At 63.7% G+C, this 24,217-nt stretch carries 17 protein-coding genes; 13 read left to right on the top strand and 4 right to left on the bottom strand.

Features of this window, described 5'->3' with window-relative positions; all coding sequences use genetic code 11:
- Positions 1–4 precede the first annotated feature (4 nt).
- The 3 genes from cysD to cysQ are packed head-to-tail and all read left to right on the top strand — an operon-like array spanning position 5 to position 3,649.
- A complete protein-coding gene (cysD, locus tag NKI96_RS05530) occupies positions 5–910 on the top strand; it encodes a sulfate adenylyltransferase subunit CysD (RefSeq protein WP_023692754.1) in 906 nt (301 codons plus the stop codon).
- Between the two features lie 2 nt (positions 911–912).
- Entirely contained in the window at positions 913–2,850 is a 1,938-nt protein-coding gene (gene cysN / locus NKI96_RS05525; RefSeq protein WP_023670718.1) for a sulfate adenylyltransferase subunit CysN, read from the top strand.
- Positions 2,851–2,860: 10 nt separating this feature from the next.
- Positions 2,861–3,649 (top strand): 3'(2'),5'-bisphosphate nucleotidase CysQ, encoded by a 789-nt coding sequence (gene cysQ / locus NKI96_RS05520; RefSeq protein WP_031196090.1) that lies wholly within the window; start codon positions 2,861–2,863, stop codon positions 3,647–3,649.
- Position 3,650: 1 nt separating this feature from the next.
- Here the strand turns inward: cysQ and NKI96_RS05515 are convergent, their stop codons facing one another.
- The 4 genes from NKI96_RS05515 to NKI96_RS05500 form a co-directional block, all read right to left on the bottom strand.
- Positions 3,651–4,793, bottom strand: coding sequence for a DegT/DnrJ/EryC1/StrS family aminotransferase (locus NKI96_RS05515; RefSeq protein ID WP_023692755.1), 1,143 nt, complete (start codon positions 4,791–4,793; stop codon positions 3,651–3,653).
- Between the two features lie 298 nt (positions 4,794–5,091).
- On the bottom strand, positions 5,092–6,015 hold the full coding sequence (locus tag NKI96_RS05510; RefSeq protein WP_023684582.1) for a carbohydrate kinase family protein: 924 nt from the start codon (positions 6,013–6,015) through the stop codon (positions 5,092–5,094).
- Positions 6,012–6,458 carry an RbsD/FucU family protein gene (locus NKI96_RS05505; RefSeq protein WP_023684581.1) on the bottom strand — a complete coding sequence of 149 codons (447 nt, stop codon included), beginning with the start codon at positions 6,456–6,458 and terminating at the stop codon, positions 6,012–6,014. The genes NKI96_RS05510 and NKI96_RS05505 overlap by 4 nt, the downstream gene beginning before the upstream one ends.
- The gene (locus NKI96_RS05500) at positions 6,459–7,685 is read right to left on the bottom strand and encodes an ROK family transcriptional regulator (RefSeq protein ID WP_023692756.1); all 1,227 of its coding nucleotides are present in this window, start codon (positions 7,683–7,685) and stop codon (positions 6,459–6,461) included.
- Positions 7,686–7,949: 264 nt separating this feature from the next.
- Between NKI96_RS05500 and NKI96_RS05495 the strand changes: the two genes are divergently transcribed.
- From NKI96_RS05495 to bglA, 10 genes are all read left to right on the top strand, one after another.
- Positions 7,950–8,927, top strand: coding sequence for a sugar ABC transporter substrate-binding protein (locus tag NKI96_RS05495; RefSeq protein ID WP_081725578.1), 978 nt, complete (start codon positions 7,950–7,952; stop codon positions 8,925–8,927).
- 150 nt (positions 8,928–9,077) lie between these two features.
- Entirely contained in the window at positions 9,078–10,139 is a 1,062-nt protein-coding gene (locus NKI96_RS05490; RefSeq protein WP_023670725.1) for an ABC transporter permease, read from the top strand.
- Positions 10,136–10,918 carry an ATP-binding cassette domain-containing protein gene (locus tag NKI96_RS05485; protein ID WP_023670726.1) on the top strand — a complete coding sequence of 261 codons (783 nt, stop codon included), beginning with the start codon at positions 10,136–10,138 and terminating at the stop codon, positions 10,916–10,918. The genes NKI96_RS05490 and NKI96_RS05485 overlap by 4 nt, the downstream gene beginning before the upstream one ends.
- A 140-nt stretch (positions 10,919–11,058) precedes the next feature.
- Complete coding sequence (locus NKI96_RS05480) at positions 11,059–13,521, top strand: glycogen/starch/alpha-glucan phosphorylase (RefSeq protein ID WP_023692757.1); 2,463 nt, start codon at positions 11,059–11,061, stop codon at positions 13,519–13,521.
- A gap of 71 nt (positions 13,522–13,592) precedes the next feature.
- Positions 13,593–15,806, top strand: coding sequence for a 1,4-alpha-glucan branching protein GlgB (gene glgB, locus NKI96_RS05475; RefSeq protein ID WP_023692758.1), 2,214 nt, complete (start codon positions 13,593–13,595; stop codon positions 15,804–15,806).
- Between the two features lie 83 nt (positions 15,807–15,889).
- Complete coding sequence (gene glgC / locus NKI96_RS05470) at positions 15,890–17,155, top strand: glucose-1-phosphate adenylyltransferase (RefSeq protein ID WP_023670729.1); 1,266 nt, start codon at positions 15,890–15,892, stop codon at positions 17,153–17,155.
- Between the two features lie 19 nt (positions 17,156–17,174).
- A complete protein-coding gene (gene glgA, locus NKI96_RS05465) occupies positions 17,175–18,620 on the top strand; it encodes a glycogen synthase GlgA (RefSeq protein WP_023692759.1) in 1,446 nt (481 codons plus the stop codon).
- 3 nt (positions 18,621–18,623) lie between these two features.
- Entirely contained in the window at positions 18,624–20,252 is a 1,629-nt protein-coding gene (locus NKI96_RS05460) for an alpha-D-glucose phosphate-specific phosphoglucomutase (RefSeq protein WP_352803235.1), read from the top strand.
- A gap of 157 nt (positions 20,253–20,409) precedes the next feature.
- Positions 20,410–22,410, top strand: a complete 2,001-nt coding sequence (gene glgX, locus NKI96_RS05455; protein ID WP_352763034.1) for a glycogen debranching protein GlgX — start codon at positions 20,410–20,412, stop codon at positions 22,408–22,410.
- Positions 22,410–24,059, top strand: coding sequence for a beta-galactosidase BglA (gene bglA / locus NKI96_RS05450; RefSeq protein WP_023684575.1), 1,650 nt, complete (start codon positions 22,410–22,412; stop codon positions 24,057–24,059). The genes glgX and bglA overlap by 1 nt, the downstream gene beginning before the upstream one ends.
- The last annotated feature ends 158 nt before the right edge of the window (positions 24,060–24,217 follow it).

The following is a 24,217-nucleotide window of genomic DNA, read 5'->3' as shown; positions in this document are numbered from 1 at the left end:
GTCCATGAACATCGCGCTTACGCATCTGCAGCGGCTCGAGGCCGAGTCCATCCACATCTTCCGTGAGGTTGCGGCCTCCTTCTCCAAGCCGGTGATGCTCTATTCCGTCGGCAAGGATTCCTCCGTGCTGATGCATCTGGCGATGAAGGCCTTCTATCCGGCCAAGCCGCCTTTCCCCTTCCTGCATGTCGACACCACCTGGAAGTTCCGCGAGATGATCGCCTTTCGCGACCAGATGGCGCAGAAGCTCGGCTTCGACCTGCTGGTCCACGTCAATGAAGACGGCGTGCGCGACGGTATCAACCCCTTTGACCATGGCTCGAACACCCACACCCATGTGATGAAGACGGTGGCGTTGCGCCAGGCGCTCGACAAATACGGCTTTGACGCTGCCTTCGGCGGGGCGCGGCGCGACGAGGAGAAGTCGCGCGCCAAGGAGCGCATCTTTTCCTTCCGCAACGCCCAGCATGTCTGGGACCCGAAGAACCAGCGGCCGGAGATGTGGAAGATCTTCAACACCCGCATCGCGCCGGGCGAATCGATCCGCGTGTTTCCGCTGTCGAATTGGACCGAGCTCGATATCTGGCAGTACATTCTGCAGGAAAACATCCCGATCGTGCCGCTCTATTTCGCCAAGGAGCGGCCGGTGGTCGAACGCGACGGCATGCTGATCATGAAGGATGACGATCGCATGCAATTGCGCCCCGGTGAGACGGTGGAGAGCCGCATGGTGCGTTTCCGCACGCTTGGCTGTTATCCGCTGACCGGCGCCATCGAATCCGACGCCGACACGCTCGAAGCCATCGTCGGCGAGATGCTGACGGCGCGCACCTCCGAGCGCCAGGGCCGCCTCATCGACCGCGATGAAGCCGGCTCGATGGAAAAGAAGAAGCGCGAGGGGTATTTCTGAGCATGCGCCATATCCTGGCCAAGAGCCTCGCCCCGACCGACGGCGTGCGCGAATACATGGCGGCGCAGGAGAAGAAGTCGCTGCTGCGCTTCCTCACCTGCGGCTCGGTCGACGACGGCAAGTCGACGCTGATCGGCCGTCTTCTGTCCGACACAAAGCAGATCTTCGAGGACCAGCTCGCCGCACTCGAGCGCGATTCCCGCAAGCACGGCACCACTGGCGACGACATCGACTTCGCGCTTCTGGTCGACGGCCTCGAGGCCGAGCGCGAGCAAGGCATCACCATCGACGTCGCCTACCGCTTCTTCGCCACGCCCAAGCGCAAGTTCATCGTCGCCGACACCCCCGGCCATGAACAGTACACCCGCAACATGGCGACCGGCGCATCGACTGCCGATCTCGCCATCGTGCTGATCGATGCGCGCCAGGGTGTGCTGCGCCAGACCCGGCGCCACTCGATCATCGCTTCGCTGCTCGGCATCCGCCATATCGTGCTTGCCGTCAACAAGATCGACCTCGTCGATTTCGACCAGGCGGTGTTCGACCGTATCGTCGAGGATTACCGGCAGTTCTCGCACGAGCTCGGCTTCCAGACGATCGTGCCGATCCCGATGTCGGCCCGCTATGGCGACAATGTCACCAGCCGCTCCGGCAAGACGGCGTGGTATTCCGGCCCGTCGCTGATCGAGCATCTCGAAACCATATCGGTCGACGAGGCCGCGGTCGAACTGCCGTTCCGGTTTCCGGTGCAGTATGTCAACCGGCCCAATCTCGACTTCCGCGGCTTTGCCGGCACCATCGCGTCCGGCTCCGTCGCGCAGGGCGACGAGGTGGTGGTCGCCAAATCCGGCAAGGCCTCGCGGGTCAAGCGCATCGTCGCGCAAGGCGGCGATCTTGCCCAGGCGGTGGCCGGCCAGGCCATCACCCTTGTGCTCGATGACGAGGTCGAGGTCTCCAGAGGCAACATGCTGGTGTCGCCGGCGGCACGGCCGCAGGTCGCCGACCAGTTCGCCGCCAACATCGTCTGGTTCGACGAGGCAGCGCTGCTGCCGGGACGCTCCTATATACTGCGCACCGAGACCGACCAGACCAGCGCCACCGTCACCGACCTGAAATACCGCGTCAACGTCAACGACTTCGCTCGCGAGGCGGCGAAGTCGCTCGAGATGAACGAAGTCGGCATCTGCAATATCTCGACTCGGGCGCCGATCGCCTTCGACACCTTCGCCGACAACCGCGATACCGGCGCCTTCATCCTGATCGACCGCATCACCAATGCCACGGTCGGCGCCGGCATGATCCTGCATTCCTTGCGCCGCGCCGAAAACATCCATTGGCAGTCGCTCGATGTCGGCAAGCGCGGCCGCTCCGACCTCAAGAGCCAGCGCCCCGCCGTATTCTGGTTCACCGGTCTTTCCGGCTCGGGCAAGTCGACCATCGCCAATCTGCTTGAGAAGAAGCTGTTCGCTTCGGGGCGTCACACCTACATTCTCGACGGCGACAATGTCCGCCACGGCCTCAACCGCGATCTCGGCTTCACCGACGCCGATCGGGTCGAAAACATCCGCCGTGTCGCCGAAGTGGCAAAGCTGATGGCCGATGCCGGGCTGATCGTCATCGTCTCCTTCATTTCCCCCTTCAGCGCCGAGCGGCGCATGGCCAGGGAGTTGATGGCCGACGGCGAGTTCGTCGAAGTGTTCGTCGATACGCCGTTCGAGGAATGCGCCCGACGCGACCCGAAAGGCCTTTACGCACGGGCGCTGAATGGCGAGATCAAGAACTTCACCGGCGTCGATTCCCCGTATGAAGCTCCCGAAAATCCCGAAATCCATCTCAAGACACTCGGCAAGACGGCCGAGGAGATGGTAGAGGCTCTGGAACACTGGCTGAATGAGCGCGACATTGCCGAAGACCAATATGACAGCGGCGGCGGCATCTGACGACGAAGTGATGCTCGACGTGTTCGAGCGCCTGGCGCTCGAAGCCGGACGCGAGGTGATGCGGGTCTTCAAGGCCGGCTGCGCGGTCGACAGCAAGTCGGACTCCTCGCCGGTCACGGAAGCCGACCGCGAGAGCGAGACGATCATCCTCGCCGGCCTGCGTGCGGCCTATCCCGATATTCCCTGCGTGGCCGAGGAAGAGGTCGCCGAAGGCATTGTGCCGCCCGATCTGGATGGCGCCTTCTTCCTGATCGATCCGCTCGATGGAACGAAGGAATTCGTCAACCGCCGGACCGATTTCACCGTCAACATCGCGCTTGTCCGGCACGGCGTGCCGGAGATCGGCGTCGTCTTCGCACCGTGCAGCGGGCGGTTCTTCTCTGGACGGCCGGGCTGGGCCGAAGCAATCGAGGTCGATGGCGACTTCCGTATCGTCGGCCGCCGGCGGATTTCGGTCAGGAGGGCGGTCACGCCGCTGGCGGTCGTTGCCAGCCGCTCGCACAACACCCCGGAGACCGAAGCCTTCATCAAGGATCTCGGCGCCGCCGAGATCGTCTCGGTCGGCTCATCGCTGAAATTCTGCCTGCTCGCCGCAGCCGAAGCCGACATCTATCCGCGCTTCGGCCGCACCATGGAATGGGACACGGCGGCCGGCGACGCCGTACTGCGCGCCGCCGGCGGCATGACGCGCACGCTGGACGGCGAGCCGCTCACCTATGGCAAGCGCAAACAGAGCGACGACGAGGATTTCGCCAACCCGCATTTTATTGCGAGCGGGAAGGCGGCGGACGCGGCGTAACTTACGCCGCCGCTACATGCGCCGAGTTCGAGCCAATGTAGTTGCGGATCGTCTCGATGATGCGGTCCTGGTCGGCTTCGCTGAGATAGGGATGCATCGGCAGGCACAGGATGCGCTTCGGCAGTTCCTCCGAAACCGCAAGCCCGGTCGGCGTGCGCGGATAGTCGCGATAGGCGACCTGCTCGTGCAGCGGCTTCACATAATAGATCACCGAAGGGATGCCCTTTTCGCCGAGATGCGCCCTCAACCCGTCGCGCTTCGGCGTCTCGACGGCGTATTGCGCCCAGGCCGAGCGGCCACCGCCCAGATTGCGTGACGTCTTGACGATGTCGCCGAGACCTTCGGCGTAGCGCTTGGCCACCACCTGGCGGGCGACCATCTCGTCTTCGAGGATGGCGAGTTTCTCGATCAGGATCGCCGCCTGGATCGTGTCGAGGCGTGAATTGATGCCGACGCGGACATTGTCATACTGCGTCTCGCCCTTACCGTGGAACGCAAACGAGCGCAGCTGGTCGGCCAGCGCGTCGTCATTGGTGAACATCGCGCCGCCATCGCCGTAGCAGCCCAGCGGCTTGGCCGGATAGAAGCTGGTCGAGCCGACATGGCCGAAGGCGCCGCACATTGTGCCGTCGGCCGAACCGCCGATCGACTGCGCCGCATCCTCGATCACCAGCAGCCCTTCGCGCTTGGCAATCGCCATGATCGCCTCGTAGTCGGCGGCAAGCCCGAACAGGTCGACGGGAACAATCGCCTTCGGCTTCAGCCGGCCTTCCTTCTTGATCATGGCGATCGCCGCCTCGAGGCTGGCGATGTCGATGTTGTAGGTCTCGGCGTCGACATCGACGAAAACCGGTTCGGCCTTGGCAAGCGCCACCACTTCCGCCGTCGCGGCAAAGGTGAAGCTCGGCACGAACACCGCGTCGCCGGGGCCGATACCGGCGGCAAACAGCGGCAACAGCAGAGCGTCGGTGCCGTTGGCGCAGGCCACGACATGCTTGGTGCCGATATAGGCTGCGAGCTTGTTTTCGAATTCGGTGACTTGCGGTCCGAGGATATAGCGGCCTTCCTCGACGACATTGTCGATCGCGGCCTTCAGCCGGTCGCGGATACGTTCGCGCTGCGCGCCAAGATCGATGAACTGCATGTCGGCCTCAAAAACGGTGTGGTGCGGGCTGCCCCGGGGACAATGACACGCACAGAAACAACAACTTAACCGGGCCGCTGGTACCAGAGTTGGGCCGGTCTAGAAAGCCGGACCGGCCGCGGGACGGGTTGTCTAGGTGTCGCAGCCTGTTACTTCAGGCTTTCCCTGCATTGCCGCAAGATGCCGGAAATCCGGGCTTCGCCGCCTATTAATCCGGCCAATTCAGTGCGTCTTTCCGGCTCGCGGAAACATAAAGTGATCGGCTGCTTGCAGCGGCTGGCGGCGGACTAAGCGTGGATCAGGCGATTTCGTGCCGCCAGGGCGGGTTGGCGCCGGCCCGCGACACGGTCACCGCCGCCGCTTTGGCGCCGAGCGCCAGCGCCTGACGGATGGCGTCCTCCGAAAGGCCGCCGATCCCGGCCTTGGTGAGCAGGCCTTGCTCGTGCAGCGAGGCCAGAATGCCGGCATTGAAAGTGTCGCCGGCGCCGACCGTGTCGACCACCTCCACCTTATGCGGCATCACCGTGACCTTGTGTTCCCTGCTGTAGCCGACGGCACCTTCGCTGCCGTGGGTAACGACGATCAGCTTCGGGCCGCGATCCAGCCAGTTGCGGATGACGTCCTCATGCGAGCCGGCCTCGCCGAACCAGTGCAGATCTTCATCCGATAGCTTCACGATGTCGGCCATCGCCATCATCGAGCGGATGCGCCGGAGGTGCTTGGCTTTGTCGGGGATGAAGTTCGGCCGGATGTTGGGGTCGAGCATCATGACGCGGCGTTCGTGCTCGCGTTTCATGAATTCTTCGTAGGCAGCACCCGCCGGGTCCGAAATCAGGCTGATGGCGCCAAACAGCATGGCTTCGATCTCGGCGCCCAGTTTCGGCAGATCCTCTGTCGTCAGCATGCGCCCGGCGGTGTTTTCGTCGTAGAAAGTGTAGGTCGCCTGGCCGTTGGTGAGCCGCACGAAGGCGAGCGTGGTCGGGCGAGGGGAGGTGTGCGCATAGGTGGAGCTGACCTTGCTTGCGCCGAGCGCCTCGCGGAACTGGCCGCCGAACAGATCCGACGACAGGCCGGAAAAGAAGCCGGCGGGCGCGCCGAGGCGGCCAAGCGCGATCGCCGTGTTGAACACCGCGCCGCCGACATAGGGCGCAAAGGCCGGCTCGCCCTGTGTCGTGGTGCGCGGCAGCATGTCGATCAGGGCTTCGCCGCAGCAGAGGATCATGATTTCTTGTTCTCCGGCGGATAGATCACGCCCTTGCGGATGATGATGTTGGCGTAGAGCCGGGGTTCGCTGGTCCCGACGATCGCATATGCCGACCGGACGCGTGCATAGAAGTCGGCGCCCGCCAGCGCAACCACCTTGCGGCCCGGCGCGCGCCTGGTGCAGATCGTTTCGATTTCATGGTGGACCGGATCGGCGACCGAGGGATCGCCTTTTACCGAGGCACGAAACAGCGCTTCCGGCACGAAGTCGTCCACCGGCAGCACGCTCAAAATGGCGTCAAGCACCGGTATGAGGTGAAGACCGTCGGCGCGGATCAGCCGGTTTGCCTGTTCTTCCGCCGGATAGTTGCCGTCGACGAGCGCGATCTCGTCGCCATGGCCCATGGCGCGCAATGTCGCCAGAAGCTCCGGACCGAGCAGCGACGGAATACCGATCAGCATTCAGATGCTCCTGGAAATCGTGGTCGAACCGATGAGGAAGCGTTCGGACAGCGGCAGGCTGGCGCCGCCCAGCGCGCGGGCATGGATGCCGACGGTGCCTTCGCGCACCACCGGAAGCTTCAGCCCTTCGCCATCGATCGTACCGATCGCCTGCCTGATCGCATCGACGAGCCGGCGCCGGACAGCGAGCGGCATCCAGCCGTCGATCACCGCGGCCTCGAAATCGATCACCGAGGACGCCGCGACAATGGCGTAGGCAAGCGCCTGCGAGGCGGTGGCAATCCAGTCGTCCAGATCGGCGCCGATCTCGCCCCATTCCTGCGGCGAGGTCCAGAGATAGGAGCCGTCAATGCCGCGTGCGTTAAGCGCCTTTTCCAGCATGGCGATCGAGGCGACGTCGATGAGCTGCGTCGGCTTGCCGTCTGGTCCCGGCACCGGCATCGAACCCAGCGCCCCGGCATTTCCGGTTGGCCCGCCGAACAGCCGGCCGTTGAGCACGATGCCGCCGCCGGCAAAGGCGCCGATATAGAAATAGACGAAGTCGCGCGCCCCGCCGGTCTGGCCGAACACCAGTTCGGCGCCGCAGGCGGAGGTGGCGTCATTCTGCAGATAGACCGGGAATTCGCACTGCGCCTGGATGTCGGCACGGATGTCGCGATGGCGCCATTCGTCCATGATGTCGCGCGGCGCGCCGGCGGTGTCGGCCCAGTTCCACAGTTCGAACGGCATGGCGATGCCGAGCCCGGCAATGCGCTTGTCCTGCGCAGGTGTCAGTTCGGCGCGCATCGTCTTCATGCCTTCGGTGACGAACTCAACCGTCTCGCGCGGCGCCGGATAGCGGTAGGAGTGCTGCAGCATGGAACGCACAGTTCCGAGGAAATCGATCAGCACCAGTTCGGCGCTGCGGCGGCCGATCTTGAGGCCGATGAAGAAGGCGCCTTCGGGGTTCAGCGCCATCGGGATGGAGGGCTGGCCGATCTTGCCGCGCAACGGCGCCTGGCGCAGCAGCAGGCTGTCTTCCTCCAGTTCGCGCATGATGACCGAGACGGTCTGCGCTGAAAGCCCGGTCATGCGCGCAATGTCTGATTTGGCCAAGCTGCCATGCTGGCGAACCAACGACAGCACCAGCCGCTCATTGTGGTCGCGCATGCCGCTCTGGTTGGTGCCACGGTGGAGACGGCTGGCGGCCGCCTCGGGCGAACCGTGCCTCGCAATGCCGGTCTCCACCCTTGTTCCTTCCCTTGGTTTATTCTTACTGCTTTTGCGGCAGAATGAGTGAACCGCGCAAAGCTGTCAATAATAAATAAGAGTGATTTAATTATTGACAGGCGGCTCCCGCTGGTGTCATTTGAGGGCGCGTCCACACTGGGAGAACTTCAGTGGATGCGCTCGAGATGCCGGTTGGCGGCATCCGCATGGTTCCATGGGAGGAAGATCGTGACCAAAGCTTTATTGAAGTCCACCGTGTTCGCCGCGGCGGGCCTCGGCCTGATGGCGTTTGCTTCGACAGCATCGGCCGCCGGCGTCGGCGCCTGCCTGATCACCAAGACCGACACCAACCCCTTCTTCGTCAAGATGAAGGAGGGCGCGACCGCCAAGGCCAAGGAACTTGGCGTCGACCTCAAGACCTATGCCGGCAAGATCGACGGCGATAGCGAGAGCCAGGTGGCGGCGATCGAAAGCTGCATCGCCGACGGCGCCAAGGGCATCCTGATCACCGCGTCCGACACCAAGGGCATTGTGCCGACGGTGAAGAAGGCGCGTGACGCCGGCCTGCTGGTGATCGCGCTCGATACCCCGCTGGACCCGATCGATGCCGCCGACGCGACCTTCGCGACGGACAATCTGGAAGCCGGCAAGCTGATCGGCGCCTGGGCAGCCGCGACCCTCGGCGACAAGGCCAAGGACGCCAAGATCGGCTTCCTCGACCTGACCCCCTCACAGCCGACCGTGGATGTGCTGCGCGACCAGGGCTTCATGATGGGCTTCGGCATCGACGTGAAGGATCCCAACAAGATCGGCGATGAGGACGATGCCCGCATCGTCGGCCACGACGTCACCAACGGCAATGAAGAAGGCGGCCGCAAGGCGATGGAAAACCTTCTGCAGAAGGACAACTCCATCACCGTCATCCACACCATCAACGAGCCCGCCGCTGTCGGCGCCTACCAGGCGCTCAAGGCGGTCGGTCTCGAAAGCCAGGTGCTGATCGTCTCGGTCGATGGCGGCTGCCCCGGCGTGAAGTCGGTGACCGAAGGCGTCATTGGCGCCACCTCGCAGCAATACCCGCTGCAGATGGCGGCACTCGGCATCGAGGCGATCGCCGCCTTCGCCAAGGACGGCGCCAAGCCGAAGCCGACCGAAGGCAAGAACTTCTTCGACACCGGCGTCAACCTCGTCACCGACAAGCCGGCCAATGGCGTGAAGTCGATCGACACCAAGGAAGGCCTCGCCAAGTGCTGGGGCTGATGGCTGTCTGACAGCCAGCGACAAGCTGACGGCCGGGGGCTTGATCCCCGGCCGCTTCGGGTGGACGATGCGTCACGCGAATAATCCCGGCAGCAGACCGGACAGGCGCGAGCGGGTATCGGCATGGAGCTGAAGCCCAGGGGAGGAAACATGGCTCAAGCACAGGAATTCGAGAAGGTTCTCTCGAGCAGCGACACAAGCGTTGCCGCCTTTGACGAGCACAAATCGGCCGTCAAGCGCATCCAGCATTTCCTGCACTCCACGCCGGCGGCGGTGCCGCTGATTGTGCTGGTCCTGTCGATCGTAATTTTCGGCATCGCCATTGGCGGGCGTTTCTTCTCATCCTATACGCTGACGCTGATCCTGCAGCAGATCGCCATCGTCGGCATCCTCGGTGCCGCGCAGACACTGGTCATCCTGACCGCCGGCATCGACCTGTCGATCGGCGTGATCATGGTGATTTCGGCCGTGATCATGGGCAATTGCGCGGTCAGCTACGGCATGCCGGCCGTGCTCGCAGTGCCCATCGGGCTTGCCGCCGGCGCAGCCTGCGGCCTGCTTAACGGTTTGCTGGTCGCCTACATGAAGCTGCCGCCGTTCATCGTCACGCTCGGCACCTGGAACATCGTCATGGCGACCAACTTCATCTATTCGGCCAACGAGACGATCCGCGATACCGACGTCGACGCCCAGGCGCCGCTGCTGCATCTCTTTGCCCTGAGTTTCAAGATCGGCACGGCGGTGCTGACACTGGGCGTCATCGCCACGGTCGTGCTCGTTTTGATCCTCTGGTACGTGCTCAATCACACCGCCTGGGGCCGCCATGTCTACGCCGTTGGCGATGATCAGGAGGCGGCGAAGCTGTCTGGTATCCAGACCAAGAAAGTGTTGATGACGGTCTACACCCTTGCCGGGTTGATCGCCGCTTTCGCTGCCTGGGTTTCCATCGGCCGCAACGGCTCGATCTCGCCGTCAGCCGCCGTCACCGACTACAACCTGCAGGCGATCACCGCGACGGTGATCGGCGGCATTTCACTGTTCGGCGGGCGCGGCTCAATTCTGGGCACGCTTTTCGGCGCGATGATCGTCGGCGTCGTCTCGATGGGCCTCAACATGCTGGGCGCCGATCCGCAATGGAAGGTGCTGCTCACCGGTGTGCTGATCATCGGCGCCGTGGCGATCGACCAATGGATCAGAAAGGTTTCGGCATGACCGTGGAACCCATCCTCACCGCGCGTGGCCTGATCAAGCGCTATGGCCGCGTCACCGCCCTCGATAATGCCGACTTCGACCTCTACCCAGGCGAAATCCTGGCCGTCATCGGAGACAATGGCGCCGGCAAATCATCGCTGATCAAGGCGATTTCCGGCGCCGCCGTGCCCGACGAAGGCGAGATCCGTCTTGAAGGCAAAGCTGTCGCTTTCAAATCGCCCATGGAGGCGCGCGAGGCGGGCATCGAGACGGTCTACCAAAACCTGGCTTTGTCGCCGGCTCTGTCGATCGCCGACAACATGTTCCTCGGCCGCGAGATCCGCAAACCCGGCTTCCTCGGCGACTGGCTTCGTATGCTCGACCGGCCCGCAATGGAAAAGCGCGCCCGCGACAAGCTGACCGAGCTTGGGCTGATGACCATCCAGAACATCAGCCAGGCGGTGGAAACGCTGTCGGGTGGCCAGCGTCAGGGCGTGGCGGTGGCGCGCGCCGCCGCTTTCGGCAGCCGTGTGGTGATCATGGATGAGCCGACCGCGGCACTCGGCGTCAAGGAGAGCCGCCGCGTGCTGGAACTGATCCTCGACGTCAAGAAGCGAGGCCTGCCGATCGTGCTGATCTCGCACAACATGCCGCATGTCTTCGAGGTTGCCGACCGCATCCATATCCATCGGCTGGGTCGCCGCCTCTGCGTCATCGATCCCAAGCAATATACCATGTCCGACGCCGTCGCCTTCATGACGGGAGCGAAGGTTCCGCCGGAGGCTGCACTCGCTGCCTGATCCGCTCGACGGATAAATTGCCGCAGGGGAACTGGCGGCATGCTGGTCTAAATCGATTGAACGTATGTTGCGATGCACTAGGATAGGCTGGGACTGAGAGCGAAAGCCGGTATGATCGCAGCACGATCACGAGAGGCAGTATGACGCGAACAATGACAGCCAAAGCCCCCGATCTCGAAATACCCGATCCCAAGACGCTGGCCGACGAAGTCTTGCTGGCTCTCAAATACCGGGTCGGCAAAGGCACCTCCGTTGCCACGCAATATGATTGGCTGACAGCCTCGATCAAGGTCGTGCGCGACCGCATCGTCGATCACTGGATGCAGGCGACGCAGGAGGCCTACGCCCAGCAGGAAAAGCGCGTCTATTACCTGTCGCTCGAATTCCTCATCGGCCGGCTGATGCGCGATGCCTTCTCCAATCTCGGCCTGATGGACAATATGCGAGAAGCGCTCAAGTCGCTGGGCGTCGACCTCGACCTCATCGCCGGGCTCGAACCGGATGCAGCGCTCGGCAATGGCGGTCTTGGCCGGCTCGCCGCCTGCTTCATGGAAAGCATGGCGACCGTCGACATTCCCGCGCATGGCTACGGCATTCGCTACGCCAACGGCATGTTCCGCCAGGAGATCCATGATGGCTGGCAGGTCGAACTGCCCGAAACCTGGCTCGACCACGGCAACCCATGGGAGTTCGAGCGCCGCGAACGCGCCTTCGAGGTCGGCTTCGGCGGCTCGGTGGAATCGATCACCTCCAAGGATGGCCGGCTCGAACGTCACGTCTGGAAGCCGACCGAGCATGTCCAGGCCGTCGCCTACGACACCCCGGTGGTCGGCTGGCGCGCTAACCGCGTCAACACGCTGCGGCTTTGGTCCGGCATGCCGATCGATCCGATCCTGCTCGACAAGTTCAACGCCGGCGACCACATCGGCGCGCTGGCCGAAAGCAACAAGGCCGATGCCTTGTCGCGTGTGCTTTACCCCGCAGATTCCCACAAGGCCGGCCAGGAACTGCGGCTGCGGCAGGAATATTTCTTCTCCACCGCGTCGCTGCAGGACATCGTCCAGCGCCATCTCAGCCAGTATGGCGATCTCGCCTCGCTGCCCGACAAGGCGGCGATCCATCTCAACGACACCCATCCGGCGATCGCCGTGCCGGAGCTGATGCGCCTGCTGATGGACGTCCATGGCATGGATTTCGACCAGGCCTGGGATATTACCAAGCGCACCTTCGGCTACACCAACCACACGCTGCTACCGGAGGCGCTGGAAAGCTGGCCGGTGCCGCTGTTCGAACGGCTTTTGCCGCGCCATATGCAGATCGTCTACGCCATCAATGCGCAGGTTTTGCTTGAGGCCCGCGCCACCAACCAGTTTTCCAATGAGCAGATCAGCCGCATCTCGCTGATCCAGGAAAATGGCGACCGCCGCGTGCGCATGGGTAACCTGGCCTTTGTCGGCTCGCACTCGATCAATGGCGTGTCGGCGTTGCACACCGAGCTGATGAAGGAGACGGTGTTTGCCGATCTCCACAAGCTCTATCCCGATCGCATCAACAACAAGACCAACGGAATCACGCCACGCCGCTGGCTGATCCAGTGCAATCCAGGCCTCACCGCGCTCGCCCGCGCGGCGATCGGGGACCGTTTCCTCGACGACATCGACGCCATCAAGGGGCTCGAAGCCTTTGCCGGTGACGCCGCCTTCCGCGACAAGTTCGCCGCCGTCAAGCGCTCCAACAAGATCAAGCTCGCCAATCTGGTCGCCGACCGGCTCGGCATCAAGCTCGACCCGTCGGCGCTGTTCGACATCCAGGTCAAGCGCATCCACGAATACAAGCGCCAGCTGCTCAACATCCTGGAAGCGATCGCGCTCTACGACCAGATCCGCTCGCATCCCGAACAGGACTGGATGCCGCGCGTCAAATTCTTCGGCGGCAAAGCGGCGCCCAGCTACCACAATGCCAAGCTGATCATCAAACTGGCCAACGACGTTGCCAAGGTCATCAACAGCGACCCGTCGGTGCGCGGCCTGCTGAAAGTGGTGTTCGTGCCGAACTACAATGTCAGCCTGGCCGAGGTGATGATGCCGGCCGCCGACCTGTCCGAGCAGATTTCGACTGCCGGCATGGAGGCGTCGGGCACCGGCAACATGAAGTTCGCGCTGAACGGCGCCTTGACCATAGGCACGCTCGACGGCGCCAATGTCGAGATCAAGGAATGCGTCGGCGACGACAACATCTTCATCTTCGGCCTGAGCACGGCGGAAGTCGCCGAGCGGCGCAGCAATGGCTACAACCCGCGCGCCGTGATCGAGGGCTCCCCTGAATTGGCGCAGGCTGTTGCCGCAGTATCGTCGGGCGTGTTCTCGCCCGACCAGCCGGATCGCTACCGCGAGCTGGTCGACGGTCTCTACAACAGCGATTGGTTCATGGTGGCGGCGGATTTCGACGCCTATGCCGCCGCCCAGCGCGATGTCGACGCCGTCTGGCGCAACAGCCCCGATTGGTACGCGCGCGCTATCCGCAACGTTGCCCGCGTCGGCTGGTTCTCTTCCGATCGCACGATCCGCCAATATGCGAAAGAAATCTGGAACGTGCCCGCCTGATATGATTGCATGAGGCCCACGACAATGGGTCTTGTGCACAAGAACTGGTTCCCAGGGAGGGACACCGCCTGATGAAGAAACCGCGCGCGACCGCGACGACGAGCGGGTCGGACGGGCTGGCGTCAGCCGGCGATGTCGCCGCAATTGTTGCCGGCACGCATGGCGATCCTTTTGCAATCCTGGGCGTGCATGATGCCGGCAAGAGCCTGGTTGCCCGCTGCTTCGTCCCCAATGCCGAGTTCGTCACCGCATACACGCTGGCCGGCAAGAACGCCGGCGAACTCACGCGGCGCGACGACGCCGGTTTCTTCGAAGGCAGACTGTCGATCAAGAAGCGCCAGCCGCTGCGGTATCACGCCAAAAATGCCGGCGGCGACTGGTGGCTGACCGATCCCTATTCCTTCGGCCCGGTACTCGGCCCGATGGATGATTATTACATCGCCCAAGGGTCGCATCTCAGGCTGTTCGACAAGCTCGGCGCCCATCTCCTCGACCATGAAGGCGCGTCGGGCGTCCATTTCGCGGTCTGGGCGCCCAATGCAAGGCGCGTCTCCGTGGTCGGCGACTTCAACGAATGGGACGGCCGCCGCCATACGATGCGCGACCGCCGCGACACCGGCATCTGGGAACTGTTCATTCCCGATATCGGCGCCGGCCACCCCTATAAATACGAGATCATTGCCCCGGACGGCGTGCGCCTGCCGCTCAAGGCCGATCCGTTCGCCTTCAAGTCGGAATTGCGCCCGGCCACAGCCTCAGTGACGGCGGTGCCGCCGGCGCATGAATGGGGCGACGAGGCGCATCGCGCTTACTGGCGAAAGGCCGATCCCCGGCGCGAAGCCATATCGATCTACGAGGTCCATGCCGGTTCGTGGCAGCAGCACGATGATGGCAGCTTCCTGTCATGGGACGAACTCGCCAACCAGCTGATCCCCTATGCTGTCGAGACCGGCTTCACCCACATCGAGTTCCTGCCGATCTCCGAACATCCCTATGACCCGTCATGGGGTTATCAGACAACCGGACTTTATGCCCCCTCAGCGCGCTTCGGCGACCCCGACGGCTTCGCCCGTTTCGTCGACGGTGCGCACCGCGCCGGCGTCGGTGTCATCCTCGACTGGGTGCCGGCGCATTTCCCGGTCGACGCGCATGGCCTGGCCAATTTCGACGGCACAGCACTTTATGAGCATGCCGATCCGCGCAAGGGTTTTCATCCCGACTGGAACACCGCGATCTACAATTTCGGCCGCCGCGAGGTGGTGTCGTTCCTGGTCAACAATGCGCTGTTCTGGGCCGAGAAATACCATGTCGACGGTTTGCGCGTCGATGCGGTGGCCTCGATGCTCTACCTCGATTATTCGCGCAAGGCCGGCGAATGGATCCCCAACGAGAAGGGCGGCCGCGAAAACCTCGAAGCAGTCTCCTTCCTGCAGAAGATGAACAAGGAGGTCTACGGCCACCATCCCGGCGTGATGACCATCGCCGAGGAATCGACCTCATGGCCGAAGGTCTCGGCGCCGGTGCATGAAGGCGGACTGGGCTTCGGCTTCAAATGGAACATGGGCTTCATGCACGACACGCTGGAGTATTTCGCCAAGGAGCCGATCTTCCGCAAACATCACCACAACGACCTGACCTTCGGCCTGACCTACGCCTTTTCCGAGAATTTCGTGCTGCCGCTGTCCCATGACGAGGTCGTGCACGGCAAGGGCACGCTGCTCGGCAAGATGGCCGGCGACGACTGGCAGAAGTTCGCGACTTTGCGCGCCTTTTACGCCTTCATGTGGGGCTATCCCGGCAAGAAGCTGTTGTTCATGGGCCAGGAATTCGCCCAGCACCGCGAGTGGAGCGAGGCGCGCGCGCTCGACTGGAACCTGCTCGACTTCCACCCGCATCGCGGCGTCTGGCAGACGGTGCGCGACCTAAACTATCTCTATCGCTCGCGCCCAGCGCTGCATGCACGCGACTGCGAGCCGGACGGCTTCTCCTGGCTGATCGTCGACGACAAGGAAAATTCGGTCTTCGCCTGGCTGCGCAGCGCGCCCGGCGGCAACCCGATCGCCGTCATTTCCAACTTCACGCCAGTGCCGCGCGACAATTATCGCGTGCCATTGCCCAAGGTCGGCAAATGGCGCGAAATCATCAACACCGACGCTTCGGACTACGGTGGTTCGGGCAAGGGCAATGGCGGTGTGGTCGAAGCCAGGGCGGAAGGAGGAGGCATTTCGGCAACGATGCTTTTGCCGCCGCTGTCGACGATCATGCTTGAACTCGTTGCGGACTAGGTCCGTCAACTCGTTTCGGATTAGGTCCGTCGACTCGTTGCGGACCGGGCGATGCTCCAGACTGGTAATTTGGGAGGGTAAAAATGGCAGACTTGAAGAGAACCCAGCCGCTGGCGCGCGATGCCATGGCCTATGTGCTGGCCGGCGGCCGCGGCAGCCGGCTCAAGGAATTGACCGACCGCAGGGCCAAGCCGGCTGTCTATTTCGGCGGCAAGACGCGCATCATCGATTTCGCGCTGTCCAATGCGCTGAATTCCGGCATCCGCCGCCTCGGTGTCGCCACCCAGTACAAGGCGCATTCGCTGATCCGCCACCTGCAGCGCGGCTGGAACTTCCTGCGGCCGGAGCGAAACGAAAGCTTCGACATCCTGCCGGCCAGCCAGCGTGTCTCGGAAACGCAGTGGTATGAAGGCACCGCCGACGCCGTCTACCAGAACATCGATATTATCGAAGCCTATGGCCCCGAATACATGGTCATCCTCGCCGGCGACCACATCTACAAGATGGACTACGAGCTGATGCTGCGTCAGCACGTCGACGCCAATGCCGACGTCACCGTCGGTTGCCTCGAAGTGCCGCGCATGGAAGCGACCGGCTTCGGTGTCATGCATGTCGACGGCAAGGACAACATCATCGCGTTCGTCGAAAAGCCCGCCGACCCGCCCGGCATTCCCGACAAGCCGGAATTCGCGCTGGCTTCGATGGGCATCTATGTCTTCAAGACCAAGTTCCTGATGGAGCAGCTGCGCCGCGATGCCGCCGAGCCGGGTTCAAGCCGCGACTTCGGCAAGGACATCATCCCCTACATCGTCCAGCACGGTAAGGCGATCGCGCATCGCTTCGCCAAATCCTGCGTGCGCTCGACGGCCGAGAACGAGGCCTATTGGCGCGATGTCGGCACGGTCGACGCCTACTGGGAAGCCAATATCGACCTGACCGACATTACCCCCGAACTCGACCTCTACGACCGTGACTGGCCGATCTGGACCTATGCCGAATTGAAGCCGCCGGCAAAGTTCGTGCATGACGAGGATGGCCGGCGCGGTTCGGCCGTCTCCTCGCTGGTCTCAGGCGATTGCATCGTCTCGGGTGCTTCGCTGAAGCGCAGCCTGATCTTCACCGGCGCGCGCATCAACTCCTATTCGACGCTGGAAGAGGTCGTCATGCTGCCCGACGTTCATGTCGGCCGGAACGCAAAGTTGAAGCGCGTCGTCATCGACCACGGTGTAAGGATACCGGAAGGGCTGGTGGTTGGCGAAGACCCTGTTCTCGACGCCAAGCGTTTCCGGGTTTCGGAAAAGGGCATCTGCCTGGTCACGCAGGACATGATCGACAAGCTGAAGCTGTAAGACGGGGTACCATAAACGCATGCAGGTTCTGTCGGTCACGCCCGAGATATTCCCGCTGATCAAGACCGGCGGACTTGCCGACGTGACCGGCGCATTGCCGATCGCGCTGGCCGCCAAGGGCGTGACCATGCGCACGCTCATCCCCGGCTTTCCCCAGGTGATGGACGCCTTCAAGAAAAAGAAGGCTGTCTACCAATACCCGCTGCTGCAGGGCGGCAAGGCTTCGGTCCATGCCGTCAAGATCGCCGGGCTCGACCTGTTCGTGCTCGACGCGCCGCATCTCTACGACCGTCCCGGCGGCCCTTACGGCAATGCGGCCGGCGCCGATTGGCCCGACAATTGGCGGCGTTTTGCTGCGCTGAGCCAGGTCGGTGGCGATATCGCCGGCGGCGCCATTTCCGGCTACCAGCCGGATCTCGTCCACGCCCATGACTGGCAGTCGGCGATGACGCTGGCCTATATGCGCTACGGCAAGGCGGTCGGCGTGCCGTCGCTGATCACGGTTCACAACCTTGCCTTCCAGGGTCAGTTCGGCGCCGGCATTTTTGGCGAGCTCGGCTTGCCGGCCGCGGCGATGGCGCTCGACGGCGTAGAATACTATGGCGGCGTCGGCTTCCTCAAGGCCGGCCTGCAGGCGGCCTGGGCGATCACCACGGTGAGCCCCACCTATGCCCAGGAAATCCGCTCGCCGGAATTCGGCATGGGCCTCGACGGCCTGATCAACATGCGCTCTTCCGACCTCTACGGCATCGTCAACGGCATCGACACCGACATCTGGAACCCGGAGACCGACAAGCATCTGGTGTCGGCCTACTCCGCCGCGACGCTCAAGGCTCGGCTTCCCAACCGGGCGGTTGTCGAGGACCGCTTCAGCCTCGAGCGCGACGACAGTCCGATCGTCTGCGTCGTCAGCCGGCTGACCTGGCAGAAGGGCATGGACATACTGGCGGCTGTGGTCGACGGCGTCGTCGCCACCGGCGCGCGGCTGGCGATCCTCGGCTCAGGCGACGCCGGCCTGGAAGGCGCGCTGCTGGCTGCCACCGCCCGCCATCGCGGCCGTGTCGGCGTCGTCGTCGGCTATGACGAGGGGCTTTCCCACACCATGCAGGGCGGCTGCGACGCCATCGTCATCCCGTCGCGCTTCGAGCCTTGCGGGCTGACCCAGCTTTACGGCCTGCGCTATGGCTGCGTGCCGGTCGTCGCCCGCACCGGCGGCCTTGCCGACACCATCATCGACGCCAATGAAGCAGCGATCTCGGCCGGTGTCGCCACCGGCTTCCAGTTCGCGCCCAATAGTGGCGGCGCCATGCTGCACGCCATCCGCCGGCTGGTCGATGCGCATTCGAGCCCGGCCGTCTGGGAACAGATCCAGCGCCAGGGCATGAAGGCCGATGTCTCCTGGGACAAGAGCGCCGACAAATACGTTGAACTCTACCGCCTGCTGCTTTCGAAAAGGGTTGCCTGAAGCATGATCCGGACCGTCGCCACCAAACCCTATCTCGACCAGAAACCCGGCACGTCCGGACTGCGCAAGAAGGTGCCTGTCTTTCAGCAGGAGCACTATGCCGAGAACTTCATCCAGTCGATCTTCGACGCGCTGGAGGGCTTTGAGGGCAAGACGCTGGTGATCGGCGGCGACGGCCGCTTCTACAACCGCGAGGTCATCCAGAAGGCCATCGCCATGGCGGCGGCCAACGGCTTCGGCAAGGTGATGGTCGGGCAGGGCGGCATATTGTCGACGCCGGCGGCGTCGCATGTCATCCGCAAATACAAGACCTTCGGCGGCATCATCCTGTCGGCCAGTCACAATCCGGGCGGCCCGCACGAGGATTTCGGCATCAAGTACAATGCCGGCAATGGCGGCCCGGCGCCGGAAAAGCTGACCGACGCGATCTTCGAAAAGACCAAGACGATTTCGAGTTTCAAGACCGCCGACATCGACCAGATCGACATCGACAAGATCGGCACGGTGACCGCCGGCGGCATGGCGGTCGAGATTATCGACCCGGTCACCGACTATGCCGAATTGATGGAGAGCCTGTTCGACTTCGACGCCATCCGCGCCAATTTCAAATACGGCTTCCGCATGCGCTTCGACGCCATGCATGCGGTCACCGGCCCGTATGCCAAGGAAATCCTCGAGCGCCGGCTCGGCGCGGAGAATGGCACCTGCCGCAACTACAAGCCGCTGCCGGATTTTGGCGGCCATCACCCGGATCCGAACCTGGTCCACGCCAAGCATCTCTACGACGAGATGATGGGACCGGATGCGCCCGATTTCGGCGCCGCTTCCGACGGCGACGGTGACCGCAATCTCATCATCGGCAAGGGCATTTTCGTCACCCCGTCGGATTCGGTGGCCATGCTTGCCGCCAATGCGCAATTGGCGCCGGGCTACAAGGACGGCCTCAAAGGCATCGCCCGCTCGATGCCGACCAGCGGCGCTGCCGACCGCGTCGCCGAACAGCTCGGCATCGGCATCTACGAAACGCCGACCGGTTGGAAGTTCTTCGGCAATCTGCTCGATGCCGGCATGGCAACGATCTGCGGCGAGGAAAGCGCCGGCACCGGCTCGAACCATGTCCGTGAAAAGGACGGGCTGTGGGCGGTGCTGTTGTGGCTGAACATCCTGGCCGTGCGCGGCGAAAGCTGCAAGGACGTCGTCACCGAACATTGGGCGACCTACGGCCGCAATTACTATTCACGTCATGACTATGAGGAGGTCGAAACCGGGCGCGCCAACGCCCTGGTCGACGAGTTGCGCGCCAAGCTCGCTTCGCTGCCCGGCACCAGCGTGCGCGGCCTGAAGATCGCCAATGCCGACGACTTCGCCTATCACGATCCCGTCGACGGTTCGGTGAGCAAGAACCAGGGCATCCGCATCCTGTTCGAAGGCGGCTCGCGTGTCGTGTTTCGTTTGTCCGGCACCGGCACGTCGGGTGCTACGCTGCGCGTCTACATCGAGCGCTACGAGCCGGACAGAGCGCGGCATGATCTCGACACGCAAGAGGCGCTCGCCGACCTGATCGCGGCTGCCGATGATATCGCCGGGATCAAGAGCCACACCGGGCGCAACAAGCCGAGCGTGATTACTTGAGGGTGGTGAGGTCTTTACCCTCCCCCTTGTGGGGAGGGTCGATCCGCGCAGCGGATCGGGTTGGGGGTGCTCGTAAAGCGCTTTCCCCGCGCCGACCCCCACCCCGCTCACTTCGTTCGCGACCCTCCCCACAAGGGGGAGAGTGGAGGATGCGCCGATGACCCAGCTCGGCGCAACCGTCACTCCCGAAGGCATCCGCTTCGCCGCCTGGTCGTCGTCCGCGCGGCGCCTGTGGGTGTCGATCTTCGACGACACCGGCGCCCGTGAAATCGACCGGCTCGAACTTCAGCCGGAAAGCGAGGGCGTCCATGCGCTGTTCGTCGCCGGCCTTGCCGCGGGTACGCGCTACGGCTTTCGCGCCGACGGCGAATATGCGCCGGAGCGCGGGCTGTGGTTCGATCCCGACAAGCTGCTCACCGATCCCTACGCCGTCGAAATCGACCGGCCCTACCAGCATCATTGGCGGCTTGCCGCCCGGCGCAACGAAGGCGCCGACACCGCGCCACTGATGCCGAAGACCATCGCGCGGGCTCAACCGAAGCCGCTGCCGGCCAAGCCGCCTTTGTTCCAGCCAGGCGGCCTGATCTACGAACTCAACGTCCGCTCCTTCACCAGGCTGCATCTGGACGTACCGGAAGCGCAGCGCGGCACCATTGCCGCACTTGCGCATCCGGCCATCCTCGAACACCTCAGAAAGATCGGCGTCTCCGCCGTTGAGCTGATGCCCGTGACGGCATGGATCGATGAGCGCCATCTACCGCCGCTCGGCCTCAGCAACGCATGGGGCTACAACCCAGTCACCTTCATGGCGCTCGACCCGCGCCTGGCGCCCGGCGGCATCGCCGAGTTGCGCGATACTGTGGGGGTGCTGCGCAGGGCTGGCATTGGCACCATCCTCGATCTCGTCTTCAATCATACCGGCGAAAGTGACCGGCTCGGGCCGACGCTGTCGCTGCGCGGCCTCGACAATCAAGCCTACTACCGCAGCGAGCAGGACGGCAGGTTGGCCAACGATACCGGCACCGGCAATACCATTGCCTGCGACCATCCGGTCGTTCGCGACATGGTACTCGACACGCTGCGCCATTTCGTCCGCCATGCCGGCGTCGACGGTTTCCGCTTCGACCTGACGCCGGTCCTCGGCCGCGTCGATGGCGTATTCGATCCGGCGGCCCCGTTGCTCGAGACCATCGCTGGCGATCGTCTGCTTGCCGACAGGGTGCTGATCGCCGAGCCGTGGGACATCGGCCCGAATGGCTATCAGCTCGGCAATTTCCGGCCGCCTTACCTCGAATGGAACGACCGCTACCGCGACGACATCAGGCGCTTCTGGCGCGGCGATGCCGGCGCGGTCGGTGCGCTGGCGACAAGGCTCGCCGGCTCCTCCGATGTGTTCGGCAGGGAGGGCCAATCCGCCAGCCGCACGGTCAACTTCATCGCCGCACACGATGGCATGACGCTGGCCGATATCGTCGCTTATGAAGCCAAGCACAACCAAGCCAATGGCGAGAAGAACCGCGACGGCCACAATGAGAACCTGTCCTGGAACAACGGCGTCGAGGGCGAAACCTCGGACAAGGCGATTGCCGAGGCCCGTTCCCATGATCGCTTCGCGCTGCTCGCCACGCTGTTTGCCTCGCGCGGCACCATCATGCTGACGGCGGGCGATGAATTCGGCCGCACGCAAGGGGGCAACAACAACGCCTATGCGCAGGACAACGCCATCACCTGGCTCGACTGGGCCGGGCGCGACGTCGGGCTGGAAGCCCATGTGTCCGCGCTCGCAGCTCTGCGCGGCGCGGTGCCGGCGCTTTCCGATACGCGCTTCCTGACCGGAGAGCCGCCGGCCGGTTCTGAAACGCCCGACGTCGCCTGGCTGACCGAGACCGGCGCGCCGCTCAGCGAAGCCGACTGGAACGATGGCTCGCGCCATCGCCTCGTCATGCTGCTCGGCGATGGCGGGGAAGGCCGCCTGGCTGTGATCGTCAATGGCGATCGCCGCCAATGCGTCTTCACGCTGCCCGCGCGGCAAGGGTTTGAATGGCAGCCGGCTGTTGAAGCGCAAGCGGTCGACCTCGCGCGGCCGCTGCCCGGCCGCAGTGTCAGTTTCATGATCGAGCGCCGGACCGCAAAGGCCCGCGCCAGGAAGGGTCCGTAATGGCCGACGACAATGCCCAGCCGGGACCTGAACAGAGCGCCGACTGGTGGCGCGGCTGCGTCATCTACCAGATCTATCCTCGCTCCTTCCAGGACACCACCGGCGACGGCAGCGGCGACCTCTCAGGCATCACCTCACGGCTGGCGCACGTCGCCTCGCTCGGCGTCGACGCCGTCTGGCTGTCGCCCTTCTTCAAATCGCCAATGGCCGATATGGGCTACGACGTCTCCGACTATCAGGCGGTCGATCCGATGTTCGGCACGCTCGACGACTTTGACGCGCTGGTTGCCGAGGCGCACAGGCTCGGCCTGAAGGTGATCATCGATCAGGTGTTGTCGCACTCCTCCGACAAGCACGAATGGTTTGTAGAGAGCCGTGCCAGCAAGGATAATCCCAAGGCTGACTGGTATGTCTGGGCCGACACCAGGCCGGACGGCAACGCGCCCAACAACTGGCTGTCGGTCTTCGGCGGCCCGGCCTGGGAGTGGGACGCGACCCGCCGGCAATACTACATGCACAATTTCCTCGCCTCGCAGCCGGACCTCAACTTCCACAATCCTGAGGTTCAAGACGCGTTGTTGCAGACGGTGCGGTTCTGGCTCGAGCGCGGCGTCGACGGCTTCCGCCTGGATACGGTCAACTACTATGTCCACGACCGCTGGCTGCGCAGCAATCCGCCGCTGGCGTCGAGCGTCGCCGGCACCAATGGCGAAACCAACACCTATCTCTTCCAGGAGCATCTGTTCGACAAGACGCAACCGGAAAACCTCGGTTTCCTCAGGCGCTTCCGCGCTTTGCTCGACGAATATGACGGCCGCGCCAGTGTCGGCGAGGTCGGCGACGAAGGCCGTTCGCTGCAGACGCTGGCCGCCTACACATCCGGCGGCGACAAGCTCAACATGTGCTACACCTTCGACCTGCTCGGTCAGCAATTCTCAGCCGCCCATGTGCGCGGCTGCGTCGAGGCCTTCGAGGCAGCTGTCGCCGACGGCTGGGTCTGCTGGGCATTCTCCAACCACGATGTCGTGCGCCATGTCAGCCGCTGGACGCGGCCGGGCGGCGATCCAGATGCGGTGGCGACATTCGCTATCGCTTTGCTCTCCTGCCTGCGGGGCTCGATCTGTCTCTACCAAGGCGAAGAGCTTGGGCTGGAGGAGGCGGAACTGACCTTCGAGGATCTGCGCGATCCCGTCGGCATCCGTTTCTGGCCGGGGGTAAAGGGCAGGGACGGCTGCCGCACACCGATGGTCTGGGAAGCGGGCGCCGACAATGCCGGTTTTTCCTCGGGAAAACCCTGGCTGCCGGTGCCGGAAAGCCACCGCGCTCGGGCGGTCGATATCCAGAACGCCGACGACAAGTCCGTGCTCGCCGGCTACCGGACGATGCTCGCCTTGCGCAAGGCGCATCTGGCGCTGGTCAAGGGCCCGATCCGCTTTCTCGATACCGACGGCGATGTCCTTGCCTTCATCCGGCAGGGCGAGGACGAGATATTGCTCTGCGTCTTCAATTTCGCCGACAAGCCGGCCGACTGGCGGCTGCCGCCGGATCTCCAGCCTGTCGAGGCGATCGCTCTGGGTGGCGGTGCCGTCCTGCAGGAGGAGGGGCTGTTGCTGCCAGCCCTGGGCTGGTTTGTCGGCAAGGTAGGCTGATCTTCAGGGACGCCGTCCGGCGTCAACAAAGATCGTGTCCGCATGCAACCGTGCCGAGTGATCCGCGCAACGCCACCGGCGCCATGTTTTTCATTTTCGGGCTTCTTCGGTACTTTCGTCGAGCTTGGCCACGAACGGCATTCCTGGAATGTTTCCAG

The sequence above is a fragment of the Mesorhizobium sp. M0292 genome (assembly GCF_040321695.1).
Taxonomy (GTDB): domain Bacteria; phylum Pseudomonadota; class Alphaproteobacteria; order Rhizobiales; family Rhizobiaceae; genus Mesorhizobium.
The sequence above is the reverse complement of the archived record's forward strand: the minus strand, read 5'-3'. Positions and strand labels throughout refer to the sequence as shown.